Below are 24,433 nucleotides of genomic sequence, written 5' to 3'. Positions count from 1 at the left end.
TGGTAATCATGATCTGAAGCACAGGAATAAAATCAAAGCTGCCGCCCACTTCAATCTGATCGGAAACCATCCTTGAGCCCTGCGACCGCAGCGATAACGATTCCGCCATCCGATAATTCTGCATTTCTAAATTCACCAGCATCGGTTTTCCCAGATCATCCCGAATCCTCACCATGACATCGTAGCGGACCCCTTTCTCCCGGCAGTTCGCTTTCACCGGTTCTGTCGCTTCCGAACCTATCCATACAATCCGCCGATGAAGCAAATCCGAGAGATACATCGTCAGAATCTTTCGGGAAACCGGATTCTCCGCATTCATTACATGACGGAACACGTCGTTATCCCGATAATCAAGAGCGGCCAGACTTTTTCTAGCCTGAGCGCGGGTCAGTCCCGCCTGCTGTAATTGTTGATCGGAAATGTTGAGAAGTAAGTTATTTTGTTTCATATTCAGGAGCCTCATAATATTAATATTGCGGAAAATCAGGAAAAGCCCCCTAAAAGAATTGAAATTTGTAAAAATACTTTTTTGAGTTAATCTTTCTGAGCTCATTATAACTCAATACCGTTTTGTTTTCAATTTCCTTTTCCGATCTTTTGTGCTCTTCTTTCTATTTAAAAAGCTGTAACGTTTGTGCTACAGCTCTCCGATTGCTTTTTTCCTTTAAAATGAAACATTCACATTATCACGCTGATCCAGCTCGGCCTGGAAAAAGGCTTTGGCTTCCGCATGAATCAGGCCGGCGATCAGACTGGACGGAAACATCTGAAGCTTCTCGTTGTACCGCGCCACATTGGCGTTATACGCCCGACGGGCTGCCTGCAGGTGTTCCTCAACATCAGCGATCGTTTCCTGCAGCTGCAGAAAATTCGCGGACGCCTGCAGCTGCGGATAGCCTTCCGCCAACATCATCAGCCGTTTCTGAGCCTGAGCATACTGATCCGCCAGCTCTGCTTTTTCCGCCAGCGTCATCGTCGCGCGCAGTCTCGTCAATTCGACCAGCGTCGTCTGTTCATGCTTGACATACCCTTTCACCGTTTCCTGAATATTGGTCAGCGTATCATAGCGTTTGACCAATGCGACGTCAATTCCCGACAGCGCTTCTTCACATTTAATCCGACACCTGACTAATTGATTGTAAAGAAGTATGCCATATACGATCAATGCGATCGCCCCGATCAACAAAATCATCATCATTCCTCCCCGCCTTTCTTATCTGGTTTATTTCTGTAATTATTGAAATGAAATCCGCTTGTTTTTAACATTTCGAGCTTAAGGCTTTGGCCGTTGCCCACCTTCTCTGCCAGCGAGGTGAAGCAGATCGATCAGCTCGCACACTAACCGTGCTTCCGTCCGGATCTCCTCCAGCTGCGCCGGGGTGATCGGCGTAAATACCGGCGGCTCAAAGCTGTTCTGCCGGTTATCCACCGCCACGTGGAATTCATGATCGAAAAAACCATAATACATCCGGCCGGCGATTTCACGTTCCGCCTGTTCCAGTTTTTCCATAAACTGCGGTGTCAGCAGGTAAAACGCTTCATGTTCATCCTCAGCATAGACCTCAAACTTCTCATTGAATTCTTCGCTTTCCATGGCAATACGTTCGGTTTTCAAACCACTGAACCAGCCGCCCGGCTTGCCATTAGACAGAAATTCTTTTTCCCGCACCAGCAGATAATGCCCAAAGCTTTTCGGGAATTCAAACACCATCCACGGTCCTTCAAACAAGGTCGTAACGGTTGTTGTTTTTCCGGTATGCGTCACCTGCTGAGTGAGAACATCGCTGCGGCGGAACAGACAGCCGCGGCAGCTGCCCGATATCTGATCATCGCTGAAGAAACGATTGCCCGTCGGGATGAAATGAGCGTCCTCAACCCATTCCTGATTAAACCCGGTGTCGAGATTTAAATGAACATCCTCAAACATTTCCCGCAATACCGCCAGCACGATCTGATTTTTATACGCCCGGACATACTTCGGCTTTTCTGTCAGGTTGATCGCCAGAATCAAACCGCCCCCGACAATCCCGGTCAATATTCCGAAAGAAACGCTGGAAAATAACAGAAGAACTCCCAACACGATCAGGGTGTAGCCCAGCAAGGTTACCGCCATGATCCTTTCCCGCCGGTGATTCAGCTGCGCTAAAGTGTCATTCAATCCGATTCCCCCATTTCTTTTTTTATTATACCATGCCGAAACTTCACAGCTGCCCTTTTTAAGGAAATTGACAGACTCTGCCCGCTCTCCTTGAAGCGCCCGAAGAAAAACCGGAGCTGCCGGCATAAAGCCTTCCGTCCCGGTTTGAGAATTATTCGCGGTTGATTTTCCTTGAGAAACCAAGCGCAGCGATTTTCGTTAATCGCGGCGGAGCGCTTCAATCGGCGAAAGATTCGCCGCTTTGCGGGCCGGCATGATTCCGAAGAAAATCCCAATGGCCGAAGAGAACAGTGTCGCGATCAGGATTGTGGACAGGCTGATGCGCGGAGTCAGCGGCATCACCAGGCACAACAGCTCTGCCCCGCCGATTCCCAAAACAATCCCGATGATGCCGCCGATCGCCGTGATGATCGCCGATTCGGCCAGAAACTGCCACAGGATCGAGCTTGTCCGGGCGCCCAGACCTTTGCGGATGCCGATCTCCCGGGTTCTTTCCGTGACGGATACCAACATGATGTTCATAACGCCGATCCCGCCGACTAAAAGACTGATCGCCGCGACAAAGGAGATGAACGTCGTGATCATGTTCAGCACTTCGTTGATCTGCCCCATCTGTTCATTGAATTCCTGCATCAGAAACGCGCCCTTGCCCTGAGTCTGATGACGGCTGTCAAGCAGGCTCAGCGCCGATTGGGCGACGGCTGCGGAATATTCGTTGCCCTCGGAAATAATGTAGATGCTTCCGAAATCCTCCGTACCGATATCAAACGCCTGCAGCGCGGTATAGGGCATTTCCATCGAGATGGGCGCACCTTCATAGGTTGAGGATACAAAGGTGCCCTCGACGTCCTTGCGTACGCCGATGATCCGGATATCCTTGGTGACGTTCATGATCGAGGCTTCGATTGCCATACCGACGATATCCGCCGTCCCAAACAGCTTTTTCGCATCCGACTCGCCGATCACGCCGACCAGGCGGCCGCCTTCAAAATCTGACTGATCAAAATAGCGGCCGTGCAGCATCGGCTGCACCGACATCGCGCCCAGATCCGGGTTGCCGCCGCTGATTGACAAATCAAAGGTTCCTTTCTGCGTCAGCGCGCTGCCCCAGGCGCCCAGCGTCGGGGTCACGCCCTTGATATGGTCGATCTTCACTTTGATCGTGTCGATATCTTTCTCCGTAATCGCCACCGGTTCCCCGGCGGTGTAGTTCTGACTTGCATAAATATAGATCTGACCCCCGGCGATACTGTTGAGTTCGTCGCTGATCGTTCCCTTGGCGCCGTTGCCGATCGCCATAATCATGATAACGGAGGAGATGCCGATAATAATGCCCAGCATCGTCAGAATCGACCGGCCCTTATTGGCCCGGATATTCTTGACCGCCATCTTTATATATTCAAATAGCTGCGTCATCTGCGGCCTCCTTTACTGCTGGACAGGCGTAACCTGCATTCCCTCCTGCAGTCCTGCGGCGGCGCTCAGCACGATCAGATCACCTTCGCTGAGGCCGGATTTGATTTCCGCGGCGTCGTCGGAAGTCACGCCGGTCTCAACTGCTTTGCGGATCAACAGCCCGTTTTCCACAGCGTAGACGAAGCTGCCCTGACGGTCGGTATTGATCGCTTCCACCGGTACCAGCAGCGTGTTCTCCGCTTTCGCGGTGTTGACGGAAACCTTGGCTTCCACGCCCAAGAAGATGTTGTCGTCCGGATTGTCGAATCGGACCTGAGCATGAATGACCGGCGTGCCCTGGGCGTTGACCTCGGCTACCCGGCTGATTTTTTCAACCGTGCCGGTGTATTGATGGCCGGCTAAGGAAATTTGTGCTTTCTGTCCGACTGCGATTTTTTCAAGGTCATATTTCGTGATTGAAATTTCAACCATAACCTCGCGGTTGGAAGCGACGGTAATCAGCTCTGTGCCTTCGGCGGTCGCGGCGCCTTCCTTGGTGTTGACCTTGGTGATGATGCCGGAGAATTCCGCCTTGATGCCGGCGCGGGCCAGCTGCAGCAGTTCGTTGGTGCTCATCGCGGCCAGCTCACTCAGATTCGTATTTGCCTGCAGCTGGGTTTTCATTTCATCAGACAGAATTGAAGCCTGGGCGGAATCGCGGACGCTCTCCCGCTTGGCCAGTTCCGCTTCCTTCTGACTTAATTCCGTCGACGCTTTTTCCAGATCGGCCTGCAGCTGGACGACCTTGGCCGCCGCCGCGCCGCCGGCGCTTTGAAGCTGCTGGATCTCGTCGGCAATCTGTTTCTGGCGCTGATCGTTATCGGCCTGCGTCTTGTTCAAAGCGTCCAGTTCACTCTGCAGTGTACTGATTTCCTGTTTCAGCTGCTCAATTTCAGCGCTGTGATCCTCAATCGGCGCAGGACTGGCTGAAGAATCCGTTTCCGGCTGATTGACAAGCGCATCCAGCTTTTCCTGTTTCTCGGCAATCTGCCGCTGCTTCTCGGCGATCTGCGGCTCCAGCTGGGCTTGCTCCGTTTCCAGATCAGCCGCTTCCTTCTGCAGCTCGGCAATTTTCTGCTGGTTGACCGCATTGTTGGCTTCCTGCCCGGCTTGTTCCTTCTGCGCCTGGGCCAGCTGATCCTTCAGTCCGGCCACCTTGCTGCGCAGATCGTTAGCCTCGGCATAAAGCTTTTCAGCGTCGTGCTTGGCCTGGCTGTATTCGTCGGCCTTTTCGTTGCTTTTGTTCAGACTGTCGTGATATCCGCTGCGGGCGGCCGTCAGCTCCAGATTGGCTTTCTGCACCTGTTCCTGAATCGAATCCAGATCGTAGCCGACGATCAGATCGCCTGCGCTGACATTATCGCCGACCGCGACCGGAAGCTTTGCGATGTTGGCGCTGACCGGCGAAAAATACGTCTTCTCCGATAAGGAGGAAACCAGACCGCTGGTATCCAGCGTCTGTTCAATATTGCCCCGCGTCACCGGCGTCACCGCGACGGCAGGCAGCGGGGGCTTGCGCGTCAGATTGGAAACGACGATATACAGGACTAACAGTCCAACCGCGCCGAGAATGAATGTTTTCTTCTTCGGCATCGTCAATTTCCGTTTTTGTTTCTTTTTCTCCGGTTTCTTTTCCGGTTTCAGCGTTTCAACTTCAATCAGTTCCACTTGCTTTTCGTCCATCGTTATTTTCCTCCCTCGTTGAGTGTATCGGAATCAATCTTTCCGTCGCGGATATGAATGATCCGCCTGGCCTGCGCGGCGATCTCGTTGTCATGCGTAATCAGGATGACCGTGCGCCCGCTGGCGTGCATCTGTTTTAAAATTTGCAGGATTTCCTTGCTTGACGCGGAATCCAGGTTGCCGGTCGGTTCGTCCGCCAGAATCAACGGCGGAGCGGCGGCGATGGCCCGCGCAATCGCAACGCGCTGCTGCTGACCGCCGGACATCTGCGACGGCTTGTGATCAAGCCGGTGACCCAGTCCGACCTTTTCCAGCGACGATATCGCCAGCTGACGCCGTTCACGCTTGCCGATCCCGCGGTAAATCAGCGGAACCTCGACATTTTCCACAGCTGTCAGATTGGGAATTAAGTTGAATCCCTGAAAAATAAAGCCGATCTCCCGGTTGCGGATATCCGATAATTCGTTATCGCTGAGCTTGGCGACGTTCTGACCGCTCAGGAAATAATCACCGGAAGTCGGAACATCCAGACAGCCCAGCTGATTCATCAGCGTGGATTTGCCGGAACCCGACTGTCCGATGATCGCAACCAGCTCGCCGCGGTTGATCGTCAGACTGACGTGATCCAGTGCGCGGACCTCCACCTCGCCCGGATTGTATATTTTACAGAGATCTCTGATCTCGATTAAAGCTTCGGACATGAACTTCCCTCCCTGTCATGCGTAAATCGTTTTTCATTATAAAGTCCAAGGCTTAAACCCATCGAAAGGATTCCTAAAGAACTTCATAAGATTTTTGTATTAGAACAGTAATACAATAATACACATCATTGAATTTGTCAATCCTTTTCCTCAAAAATTCTGATCTTTTTTATCTTACCTCTCATTTCTTTTTTTTCTTATTTTTCTTTCTTGAGTCATATTATATTCTGAATTTCACAGAAAGCAAGCGTTTTTTCCACTGATTCACTGACTTTCCTTGTTCATTGTACGCGCTGCGGCTTCTCTTCACCATGGATCTGGCTTGCAGGGAACTAACGATTTTGTCACATTCCCATTCTAAAAAAAACGCGGAGTTTCAGCGGCCCTCTCCGCGTTCACTCTGCGCTAAATAATTCTTAAAAACTGACCGACCCGCAGGATCAGCCAGCGGAACCGCGTCGACGACTTCATTCCCTGCACCAGCAGCATAGTCACGATCAAAACCGTCAGGCGTTGATTCAGCCGGGGCAGTATCGCCGTCATCGAAAAACCGATGCCGATCGTGTATTCGATTAAACTATTAAACGATACCTGCGCTTTGACGATTTCATTTTCCATCTGGATGATTTTCTGCCCGCGCTGACCAGCGCTGATCTGATCGTAGAGATCAAACGTTTGTTCCACCGATTCCAGCTCGATCTGCTGGGTATCGGGATTCTTGAGATGATCCAGATACTGCAGCGCGGTATCCAGCCGGTAGCGTTGGGACAGCAGCTGTTCCCGTTTTTGATCCAGTACGGCTGCGTCGCCTTCGATCAACAGGGCGTGGCACTCGTTCAGCGTAAACTCAAATTTTTTAAGAAAGTTGATCTGCTTCAGCATTTTCAGATCCTGCTCGGTATAATTGCGGTATCCGTTTTCTTCCCGGGTCGGATGAATCAATCCCTTCTGTTGAAGTATTTCAATTTGTTTGCGGGTCAGCCCGCTCTTTTGCATGACTTCTTTCAGCAGCATTCCGCTCACCTCGCTGTGAGCATAACACAGTCCCCAGGGGACAGGTCAACGCTTTTTCAGACAATCCGCTTGTTTTCGCTTGTTTTTCCTGAGTGAAAAACAAAAATCTGAATAAAAAGACCCCGGGATATTCCAGGGTCTTGATTCAAAGCCGGGTCTGATTTTCCTTCATTGCGGATTCAGGTTGAAAGAGAGTACCGCCGGGGCTGCCGAGCAGCGCTTTTCGCTGTTCCTCAGCCGATGACTTTGCCCGGATTGAGAATCCCGTTCGGGTCAAAGGCGGCCTTGATTCGTTTCATCAGCTCAATCTGTTCCGGATCCAGCGATTGTTTCAGATAGTCGCGTTTGGCATGACCGATACCATGTTCGCCGGAAACCTGACCCTTCATCGCCGCGGCTTTCGCATACAGCGCATCCATGCAGCGCACGACCTTCTTCTGCCATTCTTCTTCCGGCAGCGCGTCTTTCAGCACATAGATATGCAGGTTGCCGTCGCCGGCATGACCGAAGCTGCGGATGCGGATGTTTTCCTGAATTGAGAGATCGCGGGCAAACTGACAGAAGTCGGCGACCTTGTCGATATCCACGACAACATCGCATTCGTCCATCTGCGTCGTTGAATTCTTAATCGCTTCCAGAAATGCGCCGCGGGCATCCCAGATGCTGCTCTGGCGTTCTTCGGTATCGGAGATGAAGACGTCCTCCGCCCCTTCCTGCAAGGCCAGCTCGGCGCAGTCATGGATCATCGCCTGCATTTCTTCCGGCGTGTTGGCGCTGTAGGAAACGATCAGGTAAGCGTTGAATTCCTTGTTCGGGAAATCCTTGCCGAGGTAATCCTGAGCATCCTGAATGACTTCCTTTTCCATGAATTCGATCGTCGTCGCCACCGCCGGCAGCCGCATGATTTTCGGCACCAGTGTCAGCGCGTCCTTCAGCGTCGTAAACGGAATCAACAAGGAAGTCATCGCCCGCGGCTTCGGCAGCAGCTTCATCGTGATCTTCGTAACGACGGCCAGCGTGCCTTCGGAACCGACGATCAGATCCTTTAAGGAATAGCCGGAGCTGTTCTTGGAGGTCTTGCCGCCCAGCGTCAGCACACTGCCGTCCGCCAGCACGACTTCCAGGCCGCGCACATAATCGCGGGTCACGCCGTATTTCACCGCCCGCATGCCGCCGGCGTTGGTCATGACGTTGCCGCCGACCGACGCGCTCTTTTCGCCCGGATCCGGTGCGTACAACAGATTATGATTCGCCGCTTCCTCAATAATTTCCATCAGCAGCACGCCCGGCTGCAGTACGGCGTTCATCGTCTGTTCGTCGATTTCCAGAATTTTATTCATCCGCATCATCGACATCACGATGCCGCCATGGATCGGCACGCAGCCCCCGCATAGGCCGGTGCCCGCGCCGCGGGTCGTAACCGGCAGATGTTCTTGATCGGCATAGGCCAGAATCTGTGAAACTTCCTCCGTGCAGCCCGGCTGGATGACCAGCTCCGGGTCAAAACAGCCGTAGTGGGTCATTTCGTCATGCGTATAATCGGGATGAATTTCATCACGGACACTGACATAATCCCGTCCGGTGATCGCGCTCAGCGCTTCGATATCCCGGGGTTCTAGTTTGCGGAACATACGATCTCTCCCTCCATTTCTTTAAGCATATTTTCAGCGATTTGCCCGGCGTCGCCAACGACCGCGACATGCGCCAGATCAAAGATCGGAGCCTGCGGATCGGTGTTGACGGCGATGATTTTTTCCGCCCCCTTCATCCCGGCGGTAAACTGGATCGCCCCGCTGATGCCGAAGGTCAGGATCAGCTTCGGCTTCACCGTTCGTCCGGACAGACCGATCTGACGGCGGACATCGTAGCGCCCGCTTTCCACAACCGGCCGGCTGCAGGCCATCTGGGCATGCAGCTTCTGCGCTAATGCTTCGATCAGCGCCAGCGTCTTTTCATCCTTAACGCCCCGTCCGACCGCGACAAGCACTTCAGCGTCGGAAATGCTGACCTCCTGTTCCTTGTTTTCAATTTTCAGCCATTCAATCTTGGAATCCAGCTTGGCCGGATCGATCGGACAGGACACCACCTTTCCGATGCGGGCCTGCTTCACCGCCGGATCCATCACTTTATAGCGCACCGTCGCAAACTGCGGACGATGATTGGTGTTCAGAATCTGCGCCATGATGTTGCCGCCAAAAGCAGGCCGGATCTGCACCAGATCGGTATTCTCCCGCATTTCCAGAACCGTACAGTCGGCCGTTAAGCCGGTGCGGAAGCGCGCCGCGGTGCGCGGAGCGAGCGAGCGGCCGCTGACCGTCGCGCCGACCAGAACGACCGCCGGATGACTGCGCTGAATGCAGTCCTCAAACACTTCGGTATAATTATCCGCACGGAAATACTTAAGCCGTTCATCTTCATAAAGATAGACGTTGGCGACGCCGTAGTCCAGCAGGGAATCCGCCGCCTGTTCAATGTGATCGCCGATCATCAGACAGTTGACCTGTTGCCCGATAACCCGGGCCAGCTCGTGCGCCTTCCCGATCAATTCCAGCGTCACCGGATGAATCCGGCCGTCGCTGTGTTCAACGTAAACGAGAATATCATGCCATTGGGATTTGTCGATCTGCGGCTGCGGCGCGTCCACCTGTTCGCTGATCGCCTGGCTCGGACAGTTGCGCAGACACATCCGGCACATCTTGCAGGCAGCGTTGATCTGGACCTGACCGTCGACCATCGCCATGGCGTTAAACGGACACTGGGTGATGCATAAACCGCAGCGCGTACATTTTTTAGGATCAATCACTAAGCCGCTCATGCGTTTTCCTCCTCCCACATTTTATCTTCTTTCAGGATCGCGACCAGTTGGGCCGCGCTTTCCGCTTCCGGCCCGTCCAGCCGCATCGTCTTCACATCATGGGTCGGTGTGAAAATCCGCTCGACCTGGGTAGGCGAGCCTGACAGACCGATTCGGGATGGATCCAAGGTCCGGCATTGCGCCGCGCTCAGCGTGTGAATCGGGTTGTCCGCGGCTTCCTTCGCCCGTTTATAGGATGGCAGATTCGGCTGGAAAATTCCTTTTTCCACCGTGATCAGGCATGGATAAGGAATCCGGGCCACCGCTTCGACCTCGGTCAGGTCCTGCTTGACAATCAAGGCCTGATCGTCGGCGTCGATCAGCTCCGTGACCCAGCTGATATGCGGAATTCCCAGCACCTCGGCCATTTCCGGTCCGACCTGAGCCGTGTCGCCGTCGGTCGTCTGCTTGCCGCACAAGATCAAATCGACGTGATCGATCTGGCGGATTCCAGAGGCGATCGTATACGAGGTCGCCAACACGTCGGCCCCGGCAAACTTCCGGTCCGTCAACAGCCAGCCCTCGTCGGCGCCCAGCGCGAATGCTTCCTGCAGCACCGCTTTGGCGGCCGGCGGCCCCATCGTGATCACATGGATTTTCGCACCGGTTTTCTTTCTGATCTGCAGCGCGGTTTCCATCGCGTACAGATCATACGGATTCATCTTCGTTTCAATACCGTCCCGCTTTAAGACGCCGGTAACCGGATCGACTTCGACCTTCTGCGTCGCCGGAACCTGTTTTACGCATACGACAATGTTCACTTTTCTATTTCCTCCCTGTTTTCTTCCAGCCGCAGATGCCGTTTCATCAGCTCCGCTGCTTTTTCCGTCTGTCTGGCCGCGATTGTCCGGGTCAGCTGTTCGTGCTGGTCGATCAGAATCGCCAGCGAGCTGTGCGTGGATATCTGCCGGCGGTTATGCGCGACAGAATATTCCATCAGACTGCCGACGCTGTCCAGCGCAATTTTCAGCAGGGTGTTGCCGCTGTTGTGCACCAGCGCCTTGTGGAATTGCAGATCCAGCTGTGCTGCCTGCGCTTCATCCTCGCACCTTCGCATCGCCGCCACCAGCTCCATCAGTCCTTCATCCGCCCCTTTTTCAGCCGCCAGCTGCGCCGCTTTGATCTCAACGGCTAAGCGAAACTGGGCGATGTCCTGTTCGCAGCCCATCTGTGCGAACAACAGCGGGGAAATCCGCTGGATAAACGGTTCGATTTGAAAGGCCTGGACGCGCGTCTTTTCCTTCGGGCGGATCCGCACGATGCCTAACAGCGCCAGCACCTGCATCGCTTCCCGCACACAGCTGCGGCTGACGTGATAGAGCTGCGTCATCTCCCGCTCCGAGGGCAGAGCTTCGCCGATTTTCAGCCGTCCGCTGCCGATCTGACCGATCACATCGTCGACGATCATCTGCGAATTCTTTTCCTGATTTTCCATAGTTCACCCCTAACTGGTCAGACCAAGTTAATTCCATTATAGAAGAAGCGGAACAAAAATGAAAGCCCTTACAGTTAATTAATTCTTTCACGACTGATTTCCCTGCCGCATCCCCGATACGCTGTCAGTTTCCCGTAGCCTCTCAAACGCTATAAGAACATCCGTAATTGCAGTCCTGCCCCCTCATAAAAGAAAATCCAAGGATTTCTCCGGGCTGTCATCCGCCGGTCGGGATCACGCGTTGAAACATTGAAACATTATTTCATTCAATGTCTAACTTTTACGAATAAAATCTTCAAAAGCTCTTTTCACCCGATGAAAATCACGGTATGATAACTGACAAAGGAGAGTACAAAAACAATTATGGAAAATGTAAAAATGTTGATTCTGGACATCGACGGCACCCTGATCGCCCGCGGCTCGGAAACGATCCAACCTGCGGTCGTCGAAGCGCTGCATCAGGCGCAGCGTCAGGGGATCAAGCTGTTGATCGCCACCGGCCGGGCTTATTACTTCATTCAGCAGGACGTCCACGACACGCTGAAACCGGATTATTACGTCACGATCAACGGGCAGTGTCTGATTGAAACCGGCAAGGGAATTATTGAAAAGCATGAAATTCAGGAAGACACAATGATCCGCCTGAACAAGCTGTGCGATGAGCTGGAATTGGGCGTCGGCTATAAGTTTGACGAATCGGTCGTCTGCCAGTCGCACTTCCATCAATTCCACTGGGGTTATCTGAAAGGAAAGGACGTCGGGAATTTGTTGATCGACGATACGGCCGAACAGAATTATCAGAAGACGCACGGCCTGCCGATGGGGCTGTTCATCATCGGCGATGAAGCGAAGGTCGAATCGATTACCGATCAGTTCCCGGAGCTGACCTTCACCTGGAGTTATCCGCAGGGCTATGATATTTACAGCACCGGCAACGATAAGACGACCACAATCGAATCCGTTCTGAAGCGCCTGGGCATTTCCTGGGCGGAAACCATGGCCTTTGGCGATGGGGAGAACGATATCCCGATGTTGGTGAAGGCCGGCGTCGGCGTCGCGGTAGCCAACGCGAAGGATAACGTCAAAGCGGCGGCGGATTACATCGCACCTTCTGTCGATGAAGACGGTGTGGCCGAAGCCTTGCGGCATTTCGGCGTCATCGCCTAGCGTGCGGCTATGCAGTGGGAATTTAAGATTCTGGTCTTCGATGATTTAGACAAAGCGGAAGAAGAATTAAACCAATGGGGACGAAAAGGCTGGCAGGTAGCTGCCGCCGGTTACAGCAGCGATCTGTTTCAGCGTGGCTATCTTGTCACGCTGCAGCGGCCGCTAGATCCGGATCGGTACCCGCTGCCGCGTTAATCTGAAAGACAAAGAATTCTGTATGCAAAGATTTTAAAAGCAGGGAAGCTCCCGGACGGATTGTCCTGCGGAGCTGCCGAACGCTCTAACGAAGAAAAGGATAAACGCATTGCGAAAGCAAGGTTTATCTTTTTTTTCATATTCGTCAGACTGCGTCTTCATCTTTTTCAAATAAACAGAAAAACTGGAAGAGGAACAATATACAGAATAAAAGAACAATATCGGCGAAGAAAGAACAATTCTTTATTCTTTGATAACGATCTTTTATTCTTTCAAGTTCCCATTTTATTCCTTGGTTTTAGATTGAAGTCAGAAGATAAGCGGCAACAATCCACGATCGTCGATCAATTCTGCGCGTCAGGAAAACAAAGTCATAGAAGTCGGATCGACGGTGCTGAGTTATTCCGCGGCCTCTCCTTACCGCAACAGGATAATTGGATTTTGAATTTCGGAACATTTTTTCGCTGCTTGACGAAAACACTTGACAAGAAATTGAAATGATATCAAAATGATATCATCAAGAGGAGGTCGTGAAAGATGGAAGAAAAAATTTTAAACGCCAGCAAAGGGTTAATGCCGCTGATGCTGCTGGTCGCTGCGTTTGCCTTATCGGTCGTCGCCTTGATCGTTGGCATCAGCCTGGTTGAAACCAATACGCTGGGCGGCATACTGATCGCCATTTCCATGGTCTGGCTGACTTTAGGATGGATTCCGTGCATGGGCGTTAAAGTGCTGAAGCCGCAGGAAGCGTTGGTGCTGACGCTGTTTGGCAAGTATGTCGGAACGTTAAAAGAAGAAGGAATTTACTATGTGAATCCGTTTGTATCCGCGGTGAACCCGGCCAGCCGGACAACACTGCGGCAGAGCGGCGACGTCAATTCCTCAGAACGGACGATCACGACGAATAACGGCACGCAGAATCAGGTTGTGCCGACAAAGAAAATCTCGCTGAAAGTGATGACGTTAAATAACAACAAGCAGAAAATCAACGACTGCCTGGGCAATCCGGTGGAAATCGGAATCGCCGTCATCTGGCGCGTTAACGATACGGCCAAAGCGGTCTTCGCGGTAGATAACTATAAGGAATTCCTGTCGCTGCAGTGCGACGCCGCGCTGCGTGATATCGTGCGGCTGTATCCTTACGACGTCGCTCAGAATGTCGATACGACGGGCGATGGCGAACCGGATGAAGGCTCGCTGCGCGGTTCCAGTGAAATCGTAGCCAGCCGAATCCGCAAAGAAATCCAAAACCGGGTTCAGGACGCGGGCTTGGAAATTCTGGAAGCCCGGATCACCTATCTGGCCTACGCTCCGGAAATCGCCGCCGTTATGCTTCAGCGGCAGCAGGCTTCCGCGATTATCGACGCCCGCAAGATGATCGTCGACGGCGCCGTCGGCATGGTGGAAATGGCGCTGAACAAACTGAACGAAGGGGGCATGGTCGAGCTGGATGAAGAACGAAAAGCCGCCATGGTATCCAATCTGCTCGTCGTCCTGTGCGGCAATAAAGACGCGCAGCCGATCGTCAATTCAGGAAGCTTATATTAGTGGCAGATCAGGAAAAGAAGCAGGTTCCGCTGCGGATTTCCAGTAAGCTCTATGCACAGATCGCAGCCTGGGCCGAAGATGATTTCCGATCTTTAAACGGACAGATTGAATATCTGTTGACGGAATGCGTCAAACAGAGAAAGAAAAACGGCTCCCCCCGGCCGGAAAACCTGGATGAAGGGATCAAACTGGATCTCTGATAAAAGACCGCAGCTTCGCGGTCTTTTCTTAATCCTTATATTATGCTAAAAGAAACAAGGTCTTTGCCCTAGCTTCAAAATTCAGCTTGTCTTAAAAATCGTTTCAACAAAAACGCACAGAAATAAGGAAAGCTGTAAATTTGATCGCTGACCCCGATGTTTCCAGCACTAAGCTTTAAACCATAGCGGATATCAGGATACCGGTCAGAGATGATCAGCGTCCGTAATGATTTCGCTGTTCCGTGCTTTGCCTTGACTTCTAATGGAAGCAAACTATGCTGCGTGCGGACAAAGAAATCCTGTTCTAATGTAGAGTCTTCCCGACGATAATAATAAAGAGGAATCGAACATTTGGTCAGTGCTTCCGCAACAATATTCTCATAAAGTGCGCCTTTATATACACCTAAATTCTTATTCACCCGCAAATCTTCCTGGGATTCATCGTCCAGCATGCCGATTAACAGTCCAGTATCCGCAAAATAAAGCTTAAATTTACTATCGTCGCTATTCCCCTTTAATGGAAGTTCAGGAAATTGCAGACAGGTACAACAATTAACGATTCCTGAATCACAAAGCCATTCAATGCATCCACGGTAGTCTTTAAACCGGGCGCCTCGTTCAACTTTAGATAATTGAAATTTTTTATTTTCTTTTGCTAATTGGGAAGGAATATGGTTGAAAACATTTAATATTCGCGTCTGATCCAGACCGACGGCATATTTCCGAATGTCTTCCTTATAGTCTTCAATGAGCTGCCGCTGAAGATCCAGTGTTCCTTCAAACGTTCCTCTTTCAACATAAGTCCGCACTACCGCAGGCATTCCGCCTAAAATGCAAAAGTCAAGGAACAAGCTGCTATACGTTTCCATTTCAATTAAATTAAATGGTTTTTGATTGATAAGGTGGTTCAGCAATTCCTCTGCGATGGATTCAGAATATCCTTTAGCCCATAAAAATTCTTCAAAATCCAATGAAAATAAGGTGTAATCCGTTTTATATCCTACACTGTTGCTTTCAATTTGCTTATAGTTAATTCCCAATAAAGAACCGCTGCAGATAACGTCGAAACGCCCGTCAATCTTAAAAAATTTTAATGCAGTAGCAATATCAGGATGCGCTTGCAGCTCATCAAAAAAAATCAAAGTTTTCCCAGGAATAAAACGTTTTGACGGATCCATTCTCGAAATATTCTTAATAATCTCTGATGGTTTATATCCATCCTCTGTGATTAAGCGATATTTAGGTTCCTCAACAAAATTAATGACTACAACACTTTCATACGCTGCCTTGGCAAACCGCAGAATGGACTCCGTCTTTCCCACTTGCCGCGGTCCTTTTACAATCAGTGGTTTATGATCAGCCTCTTCTTTCCACGCTATCAGATAGTCGTCGATTTTCCTCTTTAAATAAAGCATAGCGCACCTCCCTTATTAAGATTATACATAATTTTGAGGGATTTATCCATGGTTTGCAACACAAAAAATAGCGATTTTCTCATTCTCAATTACACAAAAATGAGCGAATTTTCTCCAGATATGAACACAAAAATGATGGAATTGATGTTTTTTTCTTTTTCTTTCCCAGACAAGTGGTTGATCCCCACTTTTTTTCTCAGCGAAAAAAGAATCAGGTTCAGCTTGCAAAGCAGAAATCCTGATTCTTTTCCTTTTTCCGATTCAGCTTACAATTCTTCGCCGAGGATCGTCTTCACGGCAACCCGGCCCTGCGTCATCGTGCGGCCGACCGCAACGCCGACGAAGTATTCCGGATAATTGCCCGCAAAGAAGCTGCCTGAGCAATCGCCGATTGAATACAAGCCTTCAATAATTTGATGGTTCGTATCATAAACCTGACACTTGCGGTTGATTCGCAGGCCATCGCAGGTGGTCAGCAGACTGCCGCCCAGGAAGCAGCCGTAATACGGCGCGGCCGCGATCGGCCGCATCCGGTACGCCTCTTTGCCAAAATCCTCATCGACGCCCTTCGCGCACAATTCATTGTACCGCTCGACTGTCGCTTTCAGATTATCCGCCGGAATTCCCAGCTTCTCCGCCAGTTCCTCAATCGTATCCGCTTTGAAGACCAGGCCCTGTTCGACATAGCTTTCGATCATCGGCACAATTCCGTCGTTCTTTGCAATATTGACGGAGATCTGAGCACAGCCGTATTGATCGTAGGCCAGGATTGCGTCGGTGATATTGGCGTCCATAATCGCCGCATACACACCGTCGGTTTGTAAAGATGCCGCGTAATTCAGAAAATCATACGGGCAGGATTCATTTGCGAACCGGAAGCCTTCTTTATTGACCTTTAAATGCGGCTGCGTGCCCGGGTTAAACTGATAGACCGTGCCTGGGAAAGCGAGGTTGCCCTGCCCATCATCGACATAACCGGCCTTGACGCCCGGCGCGACCAAACCACGGTCAAAGATCATCGGCGCGTCGGTCGTGTCCATCTTCGCGCCAGCCCAGATCCCGGCGCGGATGCCCATGTCGGTATCCGGACCATAGTAGCTGTTGGCGGTGACGCATTCGTTGACAATTGGCGCCAGCGCTTTCACCATTTTCGGATTGCCCGGATATCCGCCGGTCGCCAGGATGACGTTTTCAGCATTGATTTTTACATAGGCCCCCTTTGCGTCGGTGAAGATCGCTCCGGTGACTTTGCCGCTTTCATTCTGATTCAGCCGTACGAGTGTCATCGAATAATTTACCTGATAGCCTAAATCCTGAATATGCTTCTCCAGAAAGCGATTGCGCTCACAGCCCATCGCTCCAGCGAATTCGCTGCCCTCCGGCGCGCTGATTGTATGCCAGATCGACGGTACATAGTATTCCATATGGTTGCCGCCGACATGATTCTCATGCGCGATGTTGACCGACGCGCTTAACCCCAGGCTTTCCAGATAACGGATCATCTCTGCGCTGTTGTTCATCCACATTTTGATGACATCCATATCGCACTTATAGGAAGCGTAGCGGGCGATTTCATTCAACAGCCGATCTTTCTGCACCGTGACCCCGGCCTTTTTCATCGCTTCGGTGTCCAGCGCACCGATCCAGTGCCGCGTATCGCCGAGCGTTTCATTCTGTTCGCACAGGATGAAATCCATCTTGGTGTCCGCCGCGGTCGCCGCGGCCATCATCCCGCCGTTGCCCGCGCCGATGATCAACAGGCTGGTATCCAATGTGGAAGTAATCTGCGAATCCGCGATCTCCGGAGCTTCACCCAGCCAGTCTTCAAAATCGCTGTCTGTGTTTTCATTCAGAGCGGCGGCCAGCCCCTGAGCCTGGGCGATACAGTTGCCAACCGCTTTCTTAATCGCCGGAATGGTGATATCCGCCGTCGCGGCTGTTTCCACATCCACGGATTGTTTCTCGACGATCAGTTTTGCCAGCTCGTCCGCTGCCGCCTTTCCGATCGATTCCGTTTCTCCGTCAGCAGCGATAGTACAATCGGTAATCTTATCCGCTGTGAATGTCATCTCTACCTGAATATAGCTGGAATAACCTTTGACGCTTGCGGAATACGTCCCCGGCGTATAGATTCCCTTGCTTGCGGCCGGAGCGTCGTTAACAGCACATCCGCTCAGGCTGACAGCCGCCAGGCCGAGCGCGCCTGCCGCCGCGCCCTTCAGGAAATCCCGGCGGGTTATGTTCTTAGAACTCATGTTTTTTCCTCCCTTTTCTCTCGTTGTGTTCATTATTTCACATAACAACTTGCAAAAGAAGTCTGAATTCCTTATGATGGTTTGTAGGAAAACCTTATAACAAGATCAAAAGATTTCGATACTGAAACGGGAGGAATCAAGGATGCTTAATCATCAGCTGGCAACGTTTATTCAGGTTGCCGAAAACGGCAGTTTTTCCAAAGCAGCCGAGAAGCTCTACATCACGCCCAGCGCCGTGATTCAGCAGATCAACAATCTGGAACAGGAGCTTCAGGTGACTTTGTTCAAGCGGACACGCCACGGAACTCAGCTCACCCCGGCCGGCGACTATCTTTTTCAACAAGCCGGGCCGCTGATTCAGACCTGCCGGGAAATTGAGGAAAATCTGATCCTGATTCATCGCCAGGATCAGCAGAAAATTACGATCGGCACAAGTCTGTTGATGAAATGCCGTGTTTTTTATCCGCTGTGGACGCGGTTTCAAAAGGAAGTATCCGATCAGATCCCCGTTGAACTTCTTGACCTTGCGTTGAATACGGAAGCATACAAAGCCGATCTTATAGAAGGAATTGATGATGGCGAACCCTGGCAGCGCGGCCGCAGCTTCCTGAATTTGTTTCGTGTCCCGATCGCCGTTGCGGTCGCGCGGGATCATCCGTTAGCGGCCAAAACGTGTTTAACGCTTGCGGACATGCGGCCTTATACACTGGTCACGATCCGTTCCCACATGTCCGATGAACTGGATCGTCTTCAGCAGGAAGCCAAAGCGCTCGGCGTTCACGTCGTCGAGGTGCCGCGCTATGATCTCTCCGTTTTCAGCCGCTGCATTGTCCGGCAGGATTGCTTGCAGACGCCGTTGTGCTGGAAGGATATCCATCCTGATCTGGTGACGATTCCCTGCGACTGGAATTATTCGCTGGCCTATGGGTTCCATTATGCCAAGAATCCCAGTCCGGCCGTCCGAGAATTTTTACGCTTTGTCCGGCAGGTTGCCGAAACAGAAGTGCTTCACCTTTAAACGTTTTTATAAAACTTCCTATCCAAAAGAAAACCGCGTTGATCAGACTTTTCAATCCGATCAGCGCGGCAGTTTTTTTATTATCCGAGACAGCGCTATTTTCAGCCTTTCAGCTTTTCACCCGCTTTATAAACGGTGCGGACCTTGCGGACACAGGAAATATCCTGCAGCGGATCGCCTTCAATCGCGATGATATCCGCGACTTTTCCCGCTTCAATCGTGCCGTAGTCCTTCAGTACGCCGATGCAGTCGGCCCCGTTGCGCGTGGAAGCGACGATCGCGTCCATCGGCTTCATCCCGTTGGCGACCATCAACTCCAGCTCAAACGCCGAATTGTTATGGAAGTTATACGGCGTGCCGGCGTCCGTGCCCATCGCGATCTTCACACCGCGCTGATAGGCTTTCTTAAAGCTTTCAATATGCGCGTCAACGACCAGATTCGCTTTGCGCAAAACATAATCCTTCATGCCTTTTTCCACGCCGGCGTCCAGAATGCAGCGCGGCGCGGCTAACGTTGGAACCAGGTATGTTCCATGTTCGACCATCCAGTCGATGCATTCATCATCCAGGAAAATGCCATGCTCGATGGAGTCGATGCCGGCGTGCAGGGCATTCTTGATTCCCTGGGTGCCCTGGGCATGCGTCGCGGTTTTGCGGTCGGCCTTGTGCGCCTCGTCGATCGCCGCCTTCATTTCTTCCATCGTCAGCTGCGCACTGCCCGGTTCCACACCCGGGGTCATTACGCCGCCGGTCGCCATGATCTTGATCAGATCCACGCCGTGCTTCAACAGCTCGCGGGCATGTTTGCGGCATTCGTCTACCCCGTCGGATTCCAGTCCGCTTTTCCAGCCATGGCCGCCGGTCATCGTAATCACCCGGCCGGCACAGAACATGTGCGGTCCAACGACTTTTCCTTCTTCGATGCATTTTTTCATTTCCAGATCGTAATATTGTTCAGACCCCAGCGAACGGACAAACGTCACGCCGCTGTCGATATAATCGTGCGCGTTCTTCATCCCCCACCAAGCTTTTTCCATCGTGGTCAGCGCGTTTTCTTCCTCATCGCTGATGCCCACTGGAGACAAAGAGTGAACATGACAGTTGATCATGCCCGGCATGACGGTCATTTCGCTTAAATCCACCCATTCTTCCTCGTTCTTCCCGTGGAAATCTTCGATCGCGGCAATCCGTCCGTTTTCAACGCAGATGGCCTGGTTCTTTTTTGGTTCAGCGCCAGTGCCGTCGATCAGCGTTCCGGCATGAATCCAGAATTTTTTCATTGATTACTCCCCCTCGTTTGTTTTCTTATCTTTCATTATAGCGCATTTTTATTTTCAGACAACTTGAAAATAGTTTCATCAGATCAAACTTCTTTAAGTAATCCCATTTCCTGCCCCTCGCTAAAGGCTTCAGCCTGAACCTTGAATAAAAAGCTCCCCGGAAGAATTCCAGAGAGCTTCATGGGAGAAAAAAGTTACTGGGCCTTGCCCGCGTTCTGACCGGCAATCATACCGAAGGTGAAGATATCGGCGATCGCGTTGCCGCCCAGACGGTTGCCCGCATGGATACCGCCAGTGACTTCGCCTGCTGCCCATAAGCCTTCGATCGGCTGGCCTTCCGCGTTCAAGACTTCCGCCGAGGTGTTGATGACCACGCCGCCCATCGTGTGGTGCAGCGAAGCCTTCCGCGGCGAGATGACGATGCCAACGTTCGGATCGTTCTCGATCGCTTCCAGATCGATCGCGCCGGCCAGGACTTCCTTGCCGAAATCCGGATCGCTCTGATTTTCAACATAGCTGTTGTATTTTTCAATGACCGTGCGCAGCTGTTCTTCCGTAAATGCCGGAGTCGCGCCGCCCGCTGCGGTCTTGGACGCTTCCGCCAGTTCAGCTAAGGTCGAACCATACCAGACATGACCGTTGTCGACCATCGACTGAACAGTCGTGCCGAACAGCCCTTCTTCCAGTGAAGCACCCTTGCACAGACCGTCGGCTTCCTTCAGGCCGCTGCCGGCATAAATGATGTAGAAGATGCCGTTATCCAGCGTCAGCGAAGCCTTCGCCAGAACGTCACGTTCCGCGTATTCGTCGACAAAGCGTTCACCCTGACCGTTGATCCAGATCTGTTCTGAAGCGTCAGCCCAGATGCCGTCGGTCATTGTGCCTTTGATCGGGGAAGAGGAAGGCATCAGCTGGGAAACACCCAGACCCGTCGTATCCGCGCCGATTTCCATCGCCATGACGATGCCGTCGCCAGTGTTGGTGCCGACATTGGTCGTCAAGGTGCGGTCGGTCAGATCATCGCCCCAGTATTCATCATACTGCTTGACCATCGCCGGATTTGCGCAATAACCGCCGCTGGCCAGCACAACGCCGTGTCCCGCTTCTAATGTGACTTCCGTACCGTCGGCTTTTTCAGCCTTAACGCCGGTAACGCGGCCGTTGTCATCGACGATCAACGACTTCGCCGCAGTTTCCGTATAAATGGTTACGCCTTCTTTTTCAGCCGCGCTCTGCAGTACCTGAATTAACGGCAGACCTGCGGTGTAAGCATGGGTTCTCGGCCACATTGCGCCTAATACGGTGTACAGCGAATCCCCGGCGCCTGCGTGAGAAGCTGTGCCAACGCCGATTGAACCCGCCCAGTCATAAGAATTCAGCGCGCTTTCCGCTAAGGTGCGGGCCAGATCAATGTTCGAAGCGATCCAGCGGCCGTCGTTCATCTGCCGCAGTCCGCCCGTATAAATATGCCACATGTGCAAAGAAATTGAATCGAAGCCCGGCATATCCTTGCCTGCCGTCTTGCCGGCATTCGCCTTATAGAAAGCCTGAATATCGCTCTGCAGCGTGGTCAGGACTTCCGCCCATTCCGGGAATTGATCCAGATGCAGATCCGCGTCGGTTGTCGACAGCGCCAGATAGGAATCCAGCGTATTTTTCTGTGCTTCCGATAAAACGCGTTCCGCCTGCGCTTCCGGGTCAACCGCGTTGAACGCGCCGCCGGCCATCATTGTATCGCCGCCCAGGAACGAGCTTTTTTCAATCAGGATGACCTTTGAGCCTTCCTGCGCTGCCGCGATCGAAGCACTCAGTCCCGCTCCGCCGCCGCCGACAACGACGACGTCCGCAGATAATGTTTCCGCCTCGCCCGCTGCCGCGTGATAAGCGTTTGCCTTCAACGCGCTGAGATCCATGCCGGCGTTGGTCGCCGCATCCTCAGCCGCCCGCATCAATGCGTTGCTGCAAAGCGTCGCACCGGTAACGGTGTCTAAATCAAAGGTCTGATGTTCGACGATCTGTGATGGAATGCGTTCCAGCGCCACATCGGACAGACCTGCGGTTTCATGACATTCAGTCACTTCGGCCTTGGTGATCTTTCCTTCTTCCACTGTCAGCTGGACGCTGACCGGTCCCTGCATGCCCGTTGATGTGCCTGTGAACACTCCGGACATCGTGTCCCCGGTTTTCGCCGGTTCCTGTTTTGGTGTCTGTGAACAGCCAGTCAGACTCATCGTCATCGCCAGAGCCAGAATCACAGAAAGACAAAATTTCTTCATGACTTTCCCTCCTGTTATGAATCGTAAACATTGTAAACCTGTTAGCCGCTTACAAGTCAACAAGTTTGTGAACAAACAAACAGAACAAATGAAAACGGATCCCTCGTAAGATCCGTTTACCGGCAAAATAATCTGGTTTTCAGGTTTATCCCGGCGACTTTTCGGCGTATATACAGTCTTCTTCGTCAAGGTTCTCGAAGACGTTTGACGTTGGGAAAGATGACCTCATCTTTCTCCGCTTATATTTCACCCGCCAAACCGATTCCATGAACAAAAACGCCGTTTCTCATGTAACTTAAATAAATCCGGCCGATTATATCCGTACAGATCGGTTTCCCGCGCCGCCGACATTCGTCCAGCAGCGGTTTTAAATCCTGGCAGGTGAGCTGAAACGGATCGGAAACCTCCAACATGTACTGCAGAATCTCGCCGCCTTCTTTTCGTTCCACTTCGGCAGGAAGTTTCAGATTCAGCTTCTTTTTATTGCGTTCCAGAATACCCAGGCCGATACTGACGTCCAGCGGCCGACGCTCCTCGATCACGCTCTGCACGCCGATTTTGATCGCAATATAGGAGAAGGGCATATTCTCAGACAGAATCTCAACCGCCTTCTGCACATCCGGAGTCCTGACGGCCCCAATCCCAAAATTCCAGACATTATAGCTGTTGTCACGAAACAGTGGAGCCACGCGTTCCCGTCCCTCTTTGATCATCTGAAAATAGGCCTGCATTTCCTTTAACCGCAGCAGTTTAATTTCCTGCCAGCGGATTTGTTCTTCCAGCGACTCAGCGTGTGCGCCGACCCATTGATCAATCGCTTCCAACTCCTCATTTTTCGCGTTCAGCGATTCCTGAATGCTCATGTCGAAGCTGCGCAGCATCTGCGCATGATAAATATTCAGGGCGTCCTGCGGTGTAAAATTCCGGTAATTGTTATCCTGCCGTTCTCCCTGAATCAAGCCCATCCGGTCATAATAACGAACCTTACTGCTGACAATCCCCAGCTGACGGGCAAACTCATTGACCTTCATGTATGCCACCTGCACTCTTTCTATTTAAATTACAGCCTATCATGACGCTTTTCTCTTTTATTTTACCTGTATTTTTTCAAAAATGGGCAATAACTGGTAAGTTTGGAAAAATATTTACTTTCCAGTTTCACCTGCCGTGTCTTTCTTTATTTTTCCATTTCCCCTTTTTAAAGCACAATTTGAATTTCCGCATTATTTATACTATGATAAAAACAATCCAGTTTACGCCGAGTCCTGGAAAGGAGGAAATACGTTTGGTTCTATAAATTTTGGTGTTGGTGGAAACCAAAATGAAAACTTCTGAAAAAGACATCCCTTTCTGTCACTCTGTTTCTCAGGCCACTATCTATTTCCTTCTCTAACAGCTCTATCAGAGTCTCCTTACCGCGCTCAACCGGAAAGATCCTGACGCCTTCCTCCAAGCTTGTCTGAATCCTGATCCTTTGATCTCCAAGCCCATGAATATTGCCATTCAGTCCTTAGTGGAACGGAAAGAGGCAGTGATCAACGCCTTGACTTACTCATTTTCCAATGGCATGATTGAAGGTACGAATAATCTGATTAAGGTCATCAAGCGTCTGGCTTTCGGTTATCGTTCTTTCATTCAATTTAAGACCCGCATTTTACTTATTTCTAACACCTTAGTTCCCTGCCGTTTTCTCAATTAAAAATGAGTCCCATTTCTGGAACTCATCTGCGTCTTTCTTGTTTCGGTTTTTCTCTCACCAACACTATTTTTGAAAGAGCC

Annotated in this window: 22 protein-coding genes; 6 read left to right on the top strand and 16 right to left on the bottom strand. The window is 51.5% G+C overall.

What is annotated here, in order from left to right; translation table 11 throughout:
* From I2D94_RS16380 to I2D94_RS16330, 11 genes are all read right to left on the bottom strand, one after another.
* A partial coding sequence (locus I2D94_RS16380; RefSeq protein ID WP_195397689.1) for a hypothetical protein occupies positions 1–448 on the bottom strand: 448 nt, incomplete at its 3' end.
* Between the two features lie 216 nt (positions 449–664).
* On the bottom strand, positions 665–1,198 hold the full coding sequence (locus tag I2D94_RS16375) for a LemA family protein (protein ID WP_195397688.1): 534 nt from the start codon (positions 1,196–1,198) through the stop codon (positions 665–667).
* A 75-nt stretch (positions 1,199–1,273) separates the two neighbouring features.
* Positions 1,274–2,158: a DUF3137 domain-containing protein gene (locus I2D94_RS16370; protein WP_195397687.1), complete on the bottom strand. Its 885-nt coding sequence runs from the start codon at positions 2,156–2,158 to the stop codon at positions 1,274–1,276.
* A gap of 198 nt (positions 2,159–2,356) precedes the next feature.
* Positions 2,357–3,574 (bottom strand): ABC transporter permease, encoded by a 1,218-nt coding sequence (locus tag I2D94_RS16365; protein ID WP_195397686.1) that lies wholly within the window; start codon positions 3,572–3,574, stop codon positions 2,357–2,359.
* 12 nt (positions 3,575–3,586) lie between these two features.
* Positions 3,587–5,296, bottom strand: coding sequence for an efflux RND transporter periplasmic adaptor subunit (locus I2D94_RS16360; RefSeq protein ID WP_195397685.1), 1,710 nt, complete (start codon positions 5,294–5,296; stop codon positions 3,587–3,589).
* Between the two features lie 2 nt (positions 5,297–5,298).
* The gene (locus tag I2D94_RS16355; RefSeq protein WP_072684620.1) at positions 5,299–5,997 is read right to left on the bottom strand and encodes an ABC transporter ATP-binding protein; all 699 of its coding nucleotides are present in this window, start codon (positions 5,995–5,997) and stop codon (positions 5,299–5,301) included.
* A 405-nt stretch (positions 5,998–6,402) separates the two neighbouring features.
* Positions 6,403–7,011 (bottom strand): MerR family transcriptional regulator, encoded by a 609-nt coding sequence (locus tag I2D94_RS16350; protein ID WP_195397684.1) that lies wholly within the window; start codon positions 7,009–7,011, stop codon positions 6,403–6,405.
* Between the two features lie 233 nt (positions 7,012–7,244).
* On the bottom strand, positions 7,245–8,642 hold the full coding sequence (locus I2D94_RS16345) for an FAD-binding oxidoreductase (protein ID WP_195397683.1): 1,398 nt from the start codon (positions 8,640–8,642) through the stop codon (positions 7,245–7,247).
* Positions 8,627–9,826: an FAD-binding protein gene (locus I2D94_RS16340; protein ID WP_195397682.1), complete on the bottom strand. Its 1,200-nt coding sequence runs from the start codon at positions 9,824–9,826 to the stop codon at positions 8,627–8,629. The genes I2D94_RS16345 and I2D94_RS16340 overlap by 16 nt, the downstream gene beginning before the upstream one ends.
* Positions 9,823–10,626, bottom strand: coding sequence for an electron transfer flavoprotein subunit beta/FixA family protein (locus tag I2D94_RS16335; protein ID WP_195397681.1), 804 nt, complete (start codon positions 10,624–10,626; stop codon positions 9,823–9,825). The genes I2D94_RS16340 and I2D94_RS16335 overlap by 4 nt, the downstream gene beginning before the upstream one ends.
* Entirely contained in the window at positions 10,623–11,300 is a 678-nt protein-coding gene (locus I2D94_RS16330) for a FadR/GntR family transcriptional regulator (RefSeq protein WP_195397680.1), read from the bottom strand. Before I2D94_RS16330 ends, I2D94_RS16335 begins: the two co-directional genes overlap by 4 nt.
* Positions 11,301–11,663: 363 nt before the next feature.
* Between I2D94_RS16330 and I2D94_RS16325 the strand changes: the two genes are divergently transcribed.
* From I2D94_RS16325 to I2D94_RS16310, 4 genes are all read left to right on the top strand, one after another.
* A complete protein-coding gene (locus I2D94_RS16325) occupies positions 11,664–12,467 on the top strand; it encodes a Cof-type HAD-IIB family hydrolase (protein WP_195397679.1) in 804 nt (267 codons plus the stop codon).
* Positions 12,468–12,476: 9 nt separating this feature from the next.
* A complete protein-coding gene (locus I2D94_RS16320) occupies positions 12,477–12,662 on the top strand; it encodes a hypothetical protein (RefSeq protein WP_072684614.1) in 186 nt (61 codons plus the stop codon).
* A gap of 537 nt (positions 12,663–13,199) precedes the next feature.
* Positions 13,200–14,210 carry an SPFH domain-containing protein gene (locus I2D94_RS16315; protein ID WP_195397678.1) on the top strand — a complete coding sequence of 337 codons (1,011 nt, stop codon included), beginning with the start codon at positions 13,200–13,202 and terminating at the stop codon, positions 14,208–14,210.
* The gene (locus I2D94_RS16310) at positions 14,210–14,410 is read left to right on the top strand and encodes a PTS ascorbate transporter subunit IIC (protein ID WP_072684612.1); all 201 of its coding nucleotides are present in this window, start codon (positions 14,210–14,212) and stop codon (positions 14,408–14,410) included. The genes I2D94_RS16315 and I2D94_RS16310 overlap by 1 nt, the downstream gene beginning before the upstream one ends.
* A 74-nt stretch (positions 14,411–14,484) precedes the next feature.
* On the opposite strand, the gene I2D94_RS16305 is transcribed toward I2D94_RS16310, so the two are convergent.
* Both I2D94_RS16305 and I2D94_RS16300 read right to left on the bottom strand, forming a co-directional pair.
* A complete protein-coding gene (locus tag I2D94_RS16305) occupies positions 14,485–15,825 on the bottom strand; it encodes an ATP-binding protein (protein WP_072684611.1) in 1,341 nt (446 codons plus the stop codon).
* Positions 15,826–16,091: 266 nt separating this feature from the next.
* Positions 16,092–18,080 carry an FAD-binding protein gene (locus tag I2D94_RS16300; protein ID WP_195397677.1) on the bottom strand — a complete coding sequence of 663 codons (1,989 nt, stop codon included), beginning with the start codon at positions 18,078–18,080 and terminating at the stop codon, positions 16,092–16,094.
* A gap of 142 nt (positions 18,081–18,222) precedes the next feature.
* Between I2D94_RS16300 and I2D94_RS16295 the strand changes: the two genes are divergently transcribed.
* Positions 18,223–19,098 carry a LysR family transcriptional regulator gene (locus I2D94_RS16295; RefSeq protein WP_072684609.1) on the top strand — a complete coding sequence of 292 codons (876 nt, stop codon included), beginning with the start codon at positions 18,223–18,225 and terminating at the stop codon, positions 19,096–19,098.
* A gap of 101 nt (positions 19,099–19,199) precedes the next feature.
* Here I2D94_RS16295 and I2D94_RS16290 read toward each other — a convergent pair whose 3' ends face one another.
* The 3 genes from I2D94_RS16290 to I2D94_RS16280 form a co-directional block, all read right to left on the bottom strand.
* Positions 19,200–20,378 carry an amidohydrolase family protein gene (locus I2D94_RS16290; protein ID WP_195397676.1) on the bottom strand — a complete coding sequence of 393 codons (1,179 nt, stop codon included), beginning with the start codon at positions 20,376–20,378 and terminating at the stop codon, positions 19,200–19,202.
* Between the two features lie 194 nt (positions 20,379–20,572).
* Positions 20,573–22,654 carry an FAD-dependent oxidoreductase gene (locus I2D94_RS16285; RefSeq protein WP_195397675.1) on the bottom strand — a complete coding sequence of 694 codons (2,082 nt, stop codon included), beginning with the start codon at positions 22,652–22,654 and terminating at the stop codon, positions 20,573–20,575.
* A 239-nt stretch (positions 22,655–22,893) separates the two neighbouring features.
* Positions 22,894–23,685 carry a MerR family transcriptional regulator gene (locus I2D94_RS16280; RefSeq protein ID WP_195397674.1) on the bottom strand — a complete coding sequence of 264 codons (792 nt, stop codon included), beginning with the start codon at positions 23,683–23,685 and terminating at the stop codon, positions 22,894–22,896.
* A 458-nt stretch (positions 23,686–24,143) separates the two neighbouring features.
* Between I2D94_RS16280 and I2D94_RS18605 the strand changes: the two genes are divergently transcribed.
* Positions 24,144–24,353, top strand: a complete 210-nt coding sequence (locus I2D94_RS18605) for a transposase (RefSeq protein WP_195397673.1) — start codon at positions 24,144–24,146, stop codon at positions 24,351–24,353.
* The last annotated feature ends 80 nt before the right edge of the window (positions 24,354–24,433 follow it).

The organism is Holdemania sp. 1001302B_160321_E10, from assembly GCF_015552275.1.
GTDB lineage: Bacteria > Bacillota_I > Bacilli_A > Erysipelotrichales > Erysipelotrichaceae > Holdemania.
Note: the sequence above shows the minus strand (reverse complement) of the source record. Positions and strands in the feature narration are given on the sequence as shown.

Bases quoted from the DNA above. Each gene is read 5' to 3' on its own strand.
- I2D94_RS16375 (WP_195397688.1), bottom strand. From the start codon at position 1,198: ATGATGATGATTTTGTTGATCGGGGCGATCGCATTGATCGTATATGGC.
- I2D94_RS16365 (WP_195397686.1), bottom strand. From the start codon at position 3,574: ATGACGCAGCTATTTGAATATATAAAGATGGCGGTCAAGAATATCCGG.
- I2D94_RS16360 (WP_195397685.1), bottom strand. From the start codon at position 5,296: ATGGACGAAAAGCAAGTGGAACTGATTGAAGTTGAAACGCTGAAACCG.
- I2D94_RS16355 (WP_072684620.1), bottom strand. From the start codon at position 5,997: ATGTCCGAAGCTTTAATCGAGATCAGAGATCTCTGTAAAATATACAAT.
- I2D94_RS16350 (WP_195397684.1), bottom strand. From the start codon at position 7,011: ATGCTGCTGAAAGAAGTCATGCAAAAGAGCGGGCTGACCCGCAAACAA.
- I2D94_RS16345 (WP_195397683.1), bottom strand. From the start codon at position 8,642: ATGTTCCGCAAACTAGAACCCCGGGATATCGAAGCGCTGAGCGCGATC.
- I2D94_RS16340 (WP_195397682.1), bottom strand. From the start codon at position 9,826: ATGAGCGGCTTAGTGATTGATCCTAAAAAATGTACGCGCTGCGGTTTA.
- I2D94_RS16330 (WP_195397680.1), bottom strand. From the start codon at position 11,300: ATGGAAAATCAGGAAAAGAATTCGCAGATGATCGTCGACGATGTGATC.
- I2D94_RS16325 (WP_195397679.1), top strand. From the start codon at position 11,664: ATGGAAAATGTAAAAATGTTGATTCTGGACATCGACGGCACCCTGATC.
- I2D94_RS16320 (WP_072684614.1), top strand. From the start codon at position 12,477: ATGCAGTGGGAATTTAAGATTCTGGTCTTCGATGATTTAGACAAAGCG.
- I2D94_RS16315 (WP_195397678.1), top strand. From the start codon at position 13,200: ATGGAAGAAAAAATTTTAAACGCCAGCAAAGGGTTAATGCCGCTGATG.
- I2D94_RS16305 (WP_072684611.1), bottom strand. From the start codon at position 15,825: ATGCTTTATTTAAAGAGGAAAATCGACGACTATCTGATAGCGTGGAAA.
- I2D94_RS16300 (WP_195397677.1), bottom strand. From the start codon at position 18,080: ATGAGTTCTAAGAACATAACCCGCCGGGATTTCCTGAAGGGCGCGGCG.
- I2D94_RS16295 (WP_072684609.1), top strand. From the start codon at position 18,223: ATGCTTAATCATCAGCTGGCAACGTTTATTCAGGTTGCCGAAAACGGC.
- I2D94_RS16290 (WP_195397676.1), bottom strand. From the start codon at position 20,378: ATGAAAAAATTCTGGATTCATGCCGGAACGCTGATCGACGGCACTGGC.
- I2D94_RS16285 (WP_195397675.1), bottom strand. From the start codon at position 22,654: ATGAAGAAATTTTGTCTTTCTGTGATTCTGGCTCTGGCGATGACGATG.
- I2D94_RS16280 (WP_195397674.1), bottom strand. From the start codon at position 23,685: ATGAAGGTCAATGAGTTTGCCCGTCAGCTGGGGATTGTCAGCAGTAAG.
- I2D94_RS18605 (WP_195397673.1), top strand. From the start codon at position 24,144: ATGAATATTGCCATTCAGTCCTTAGTGGAACGGAAAGAGGCAGTGATC.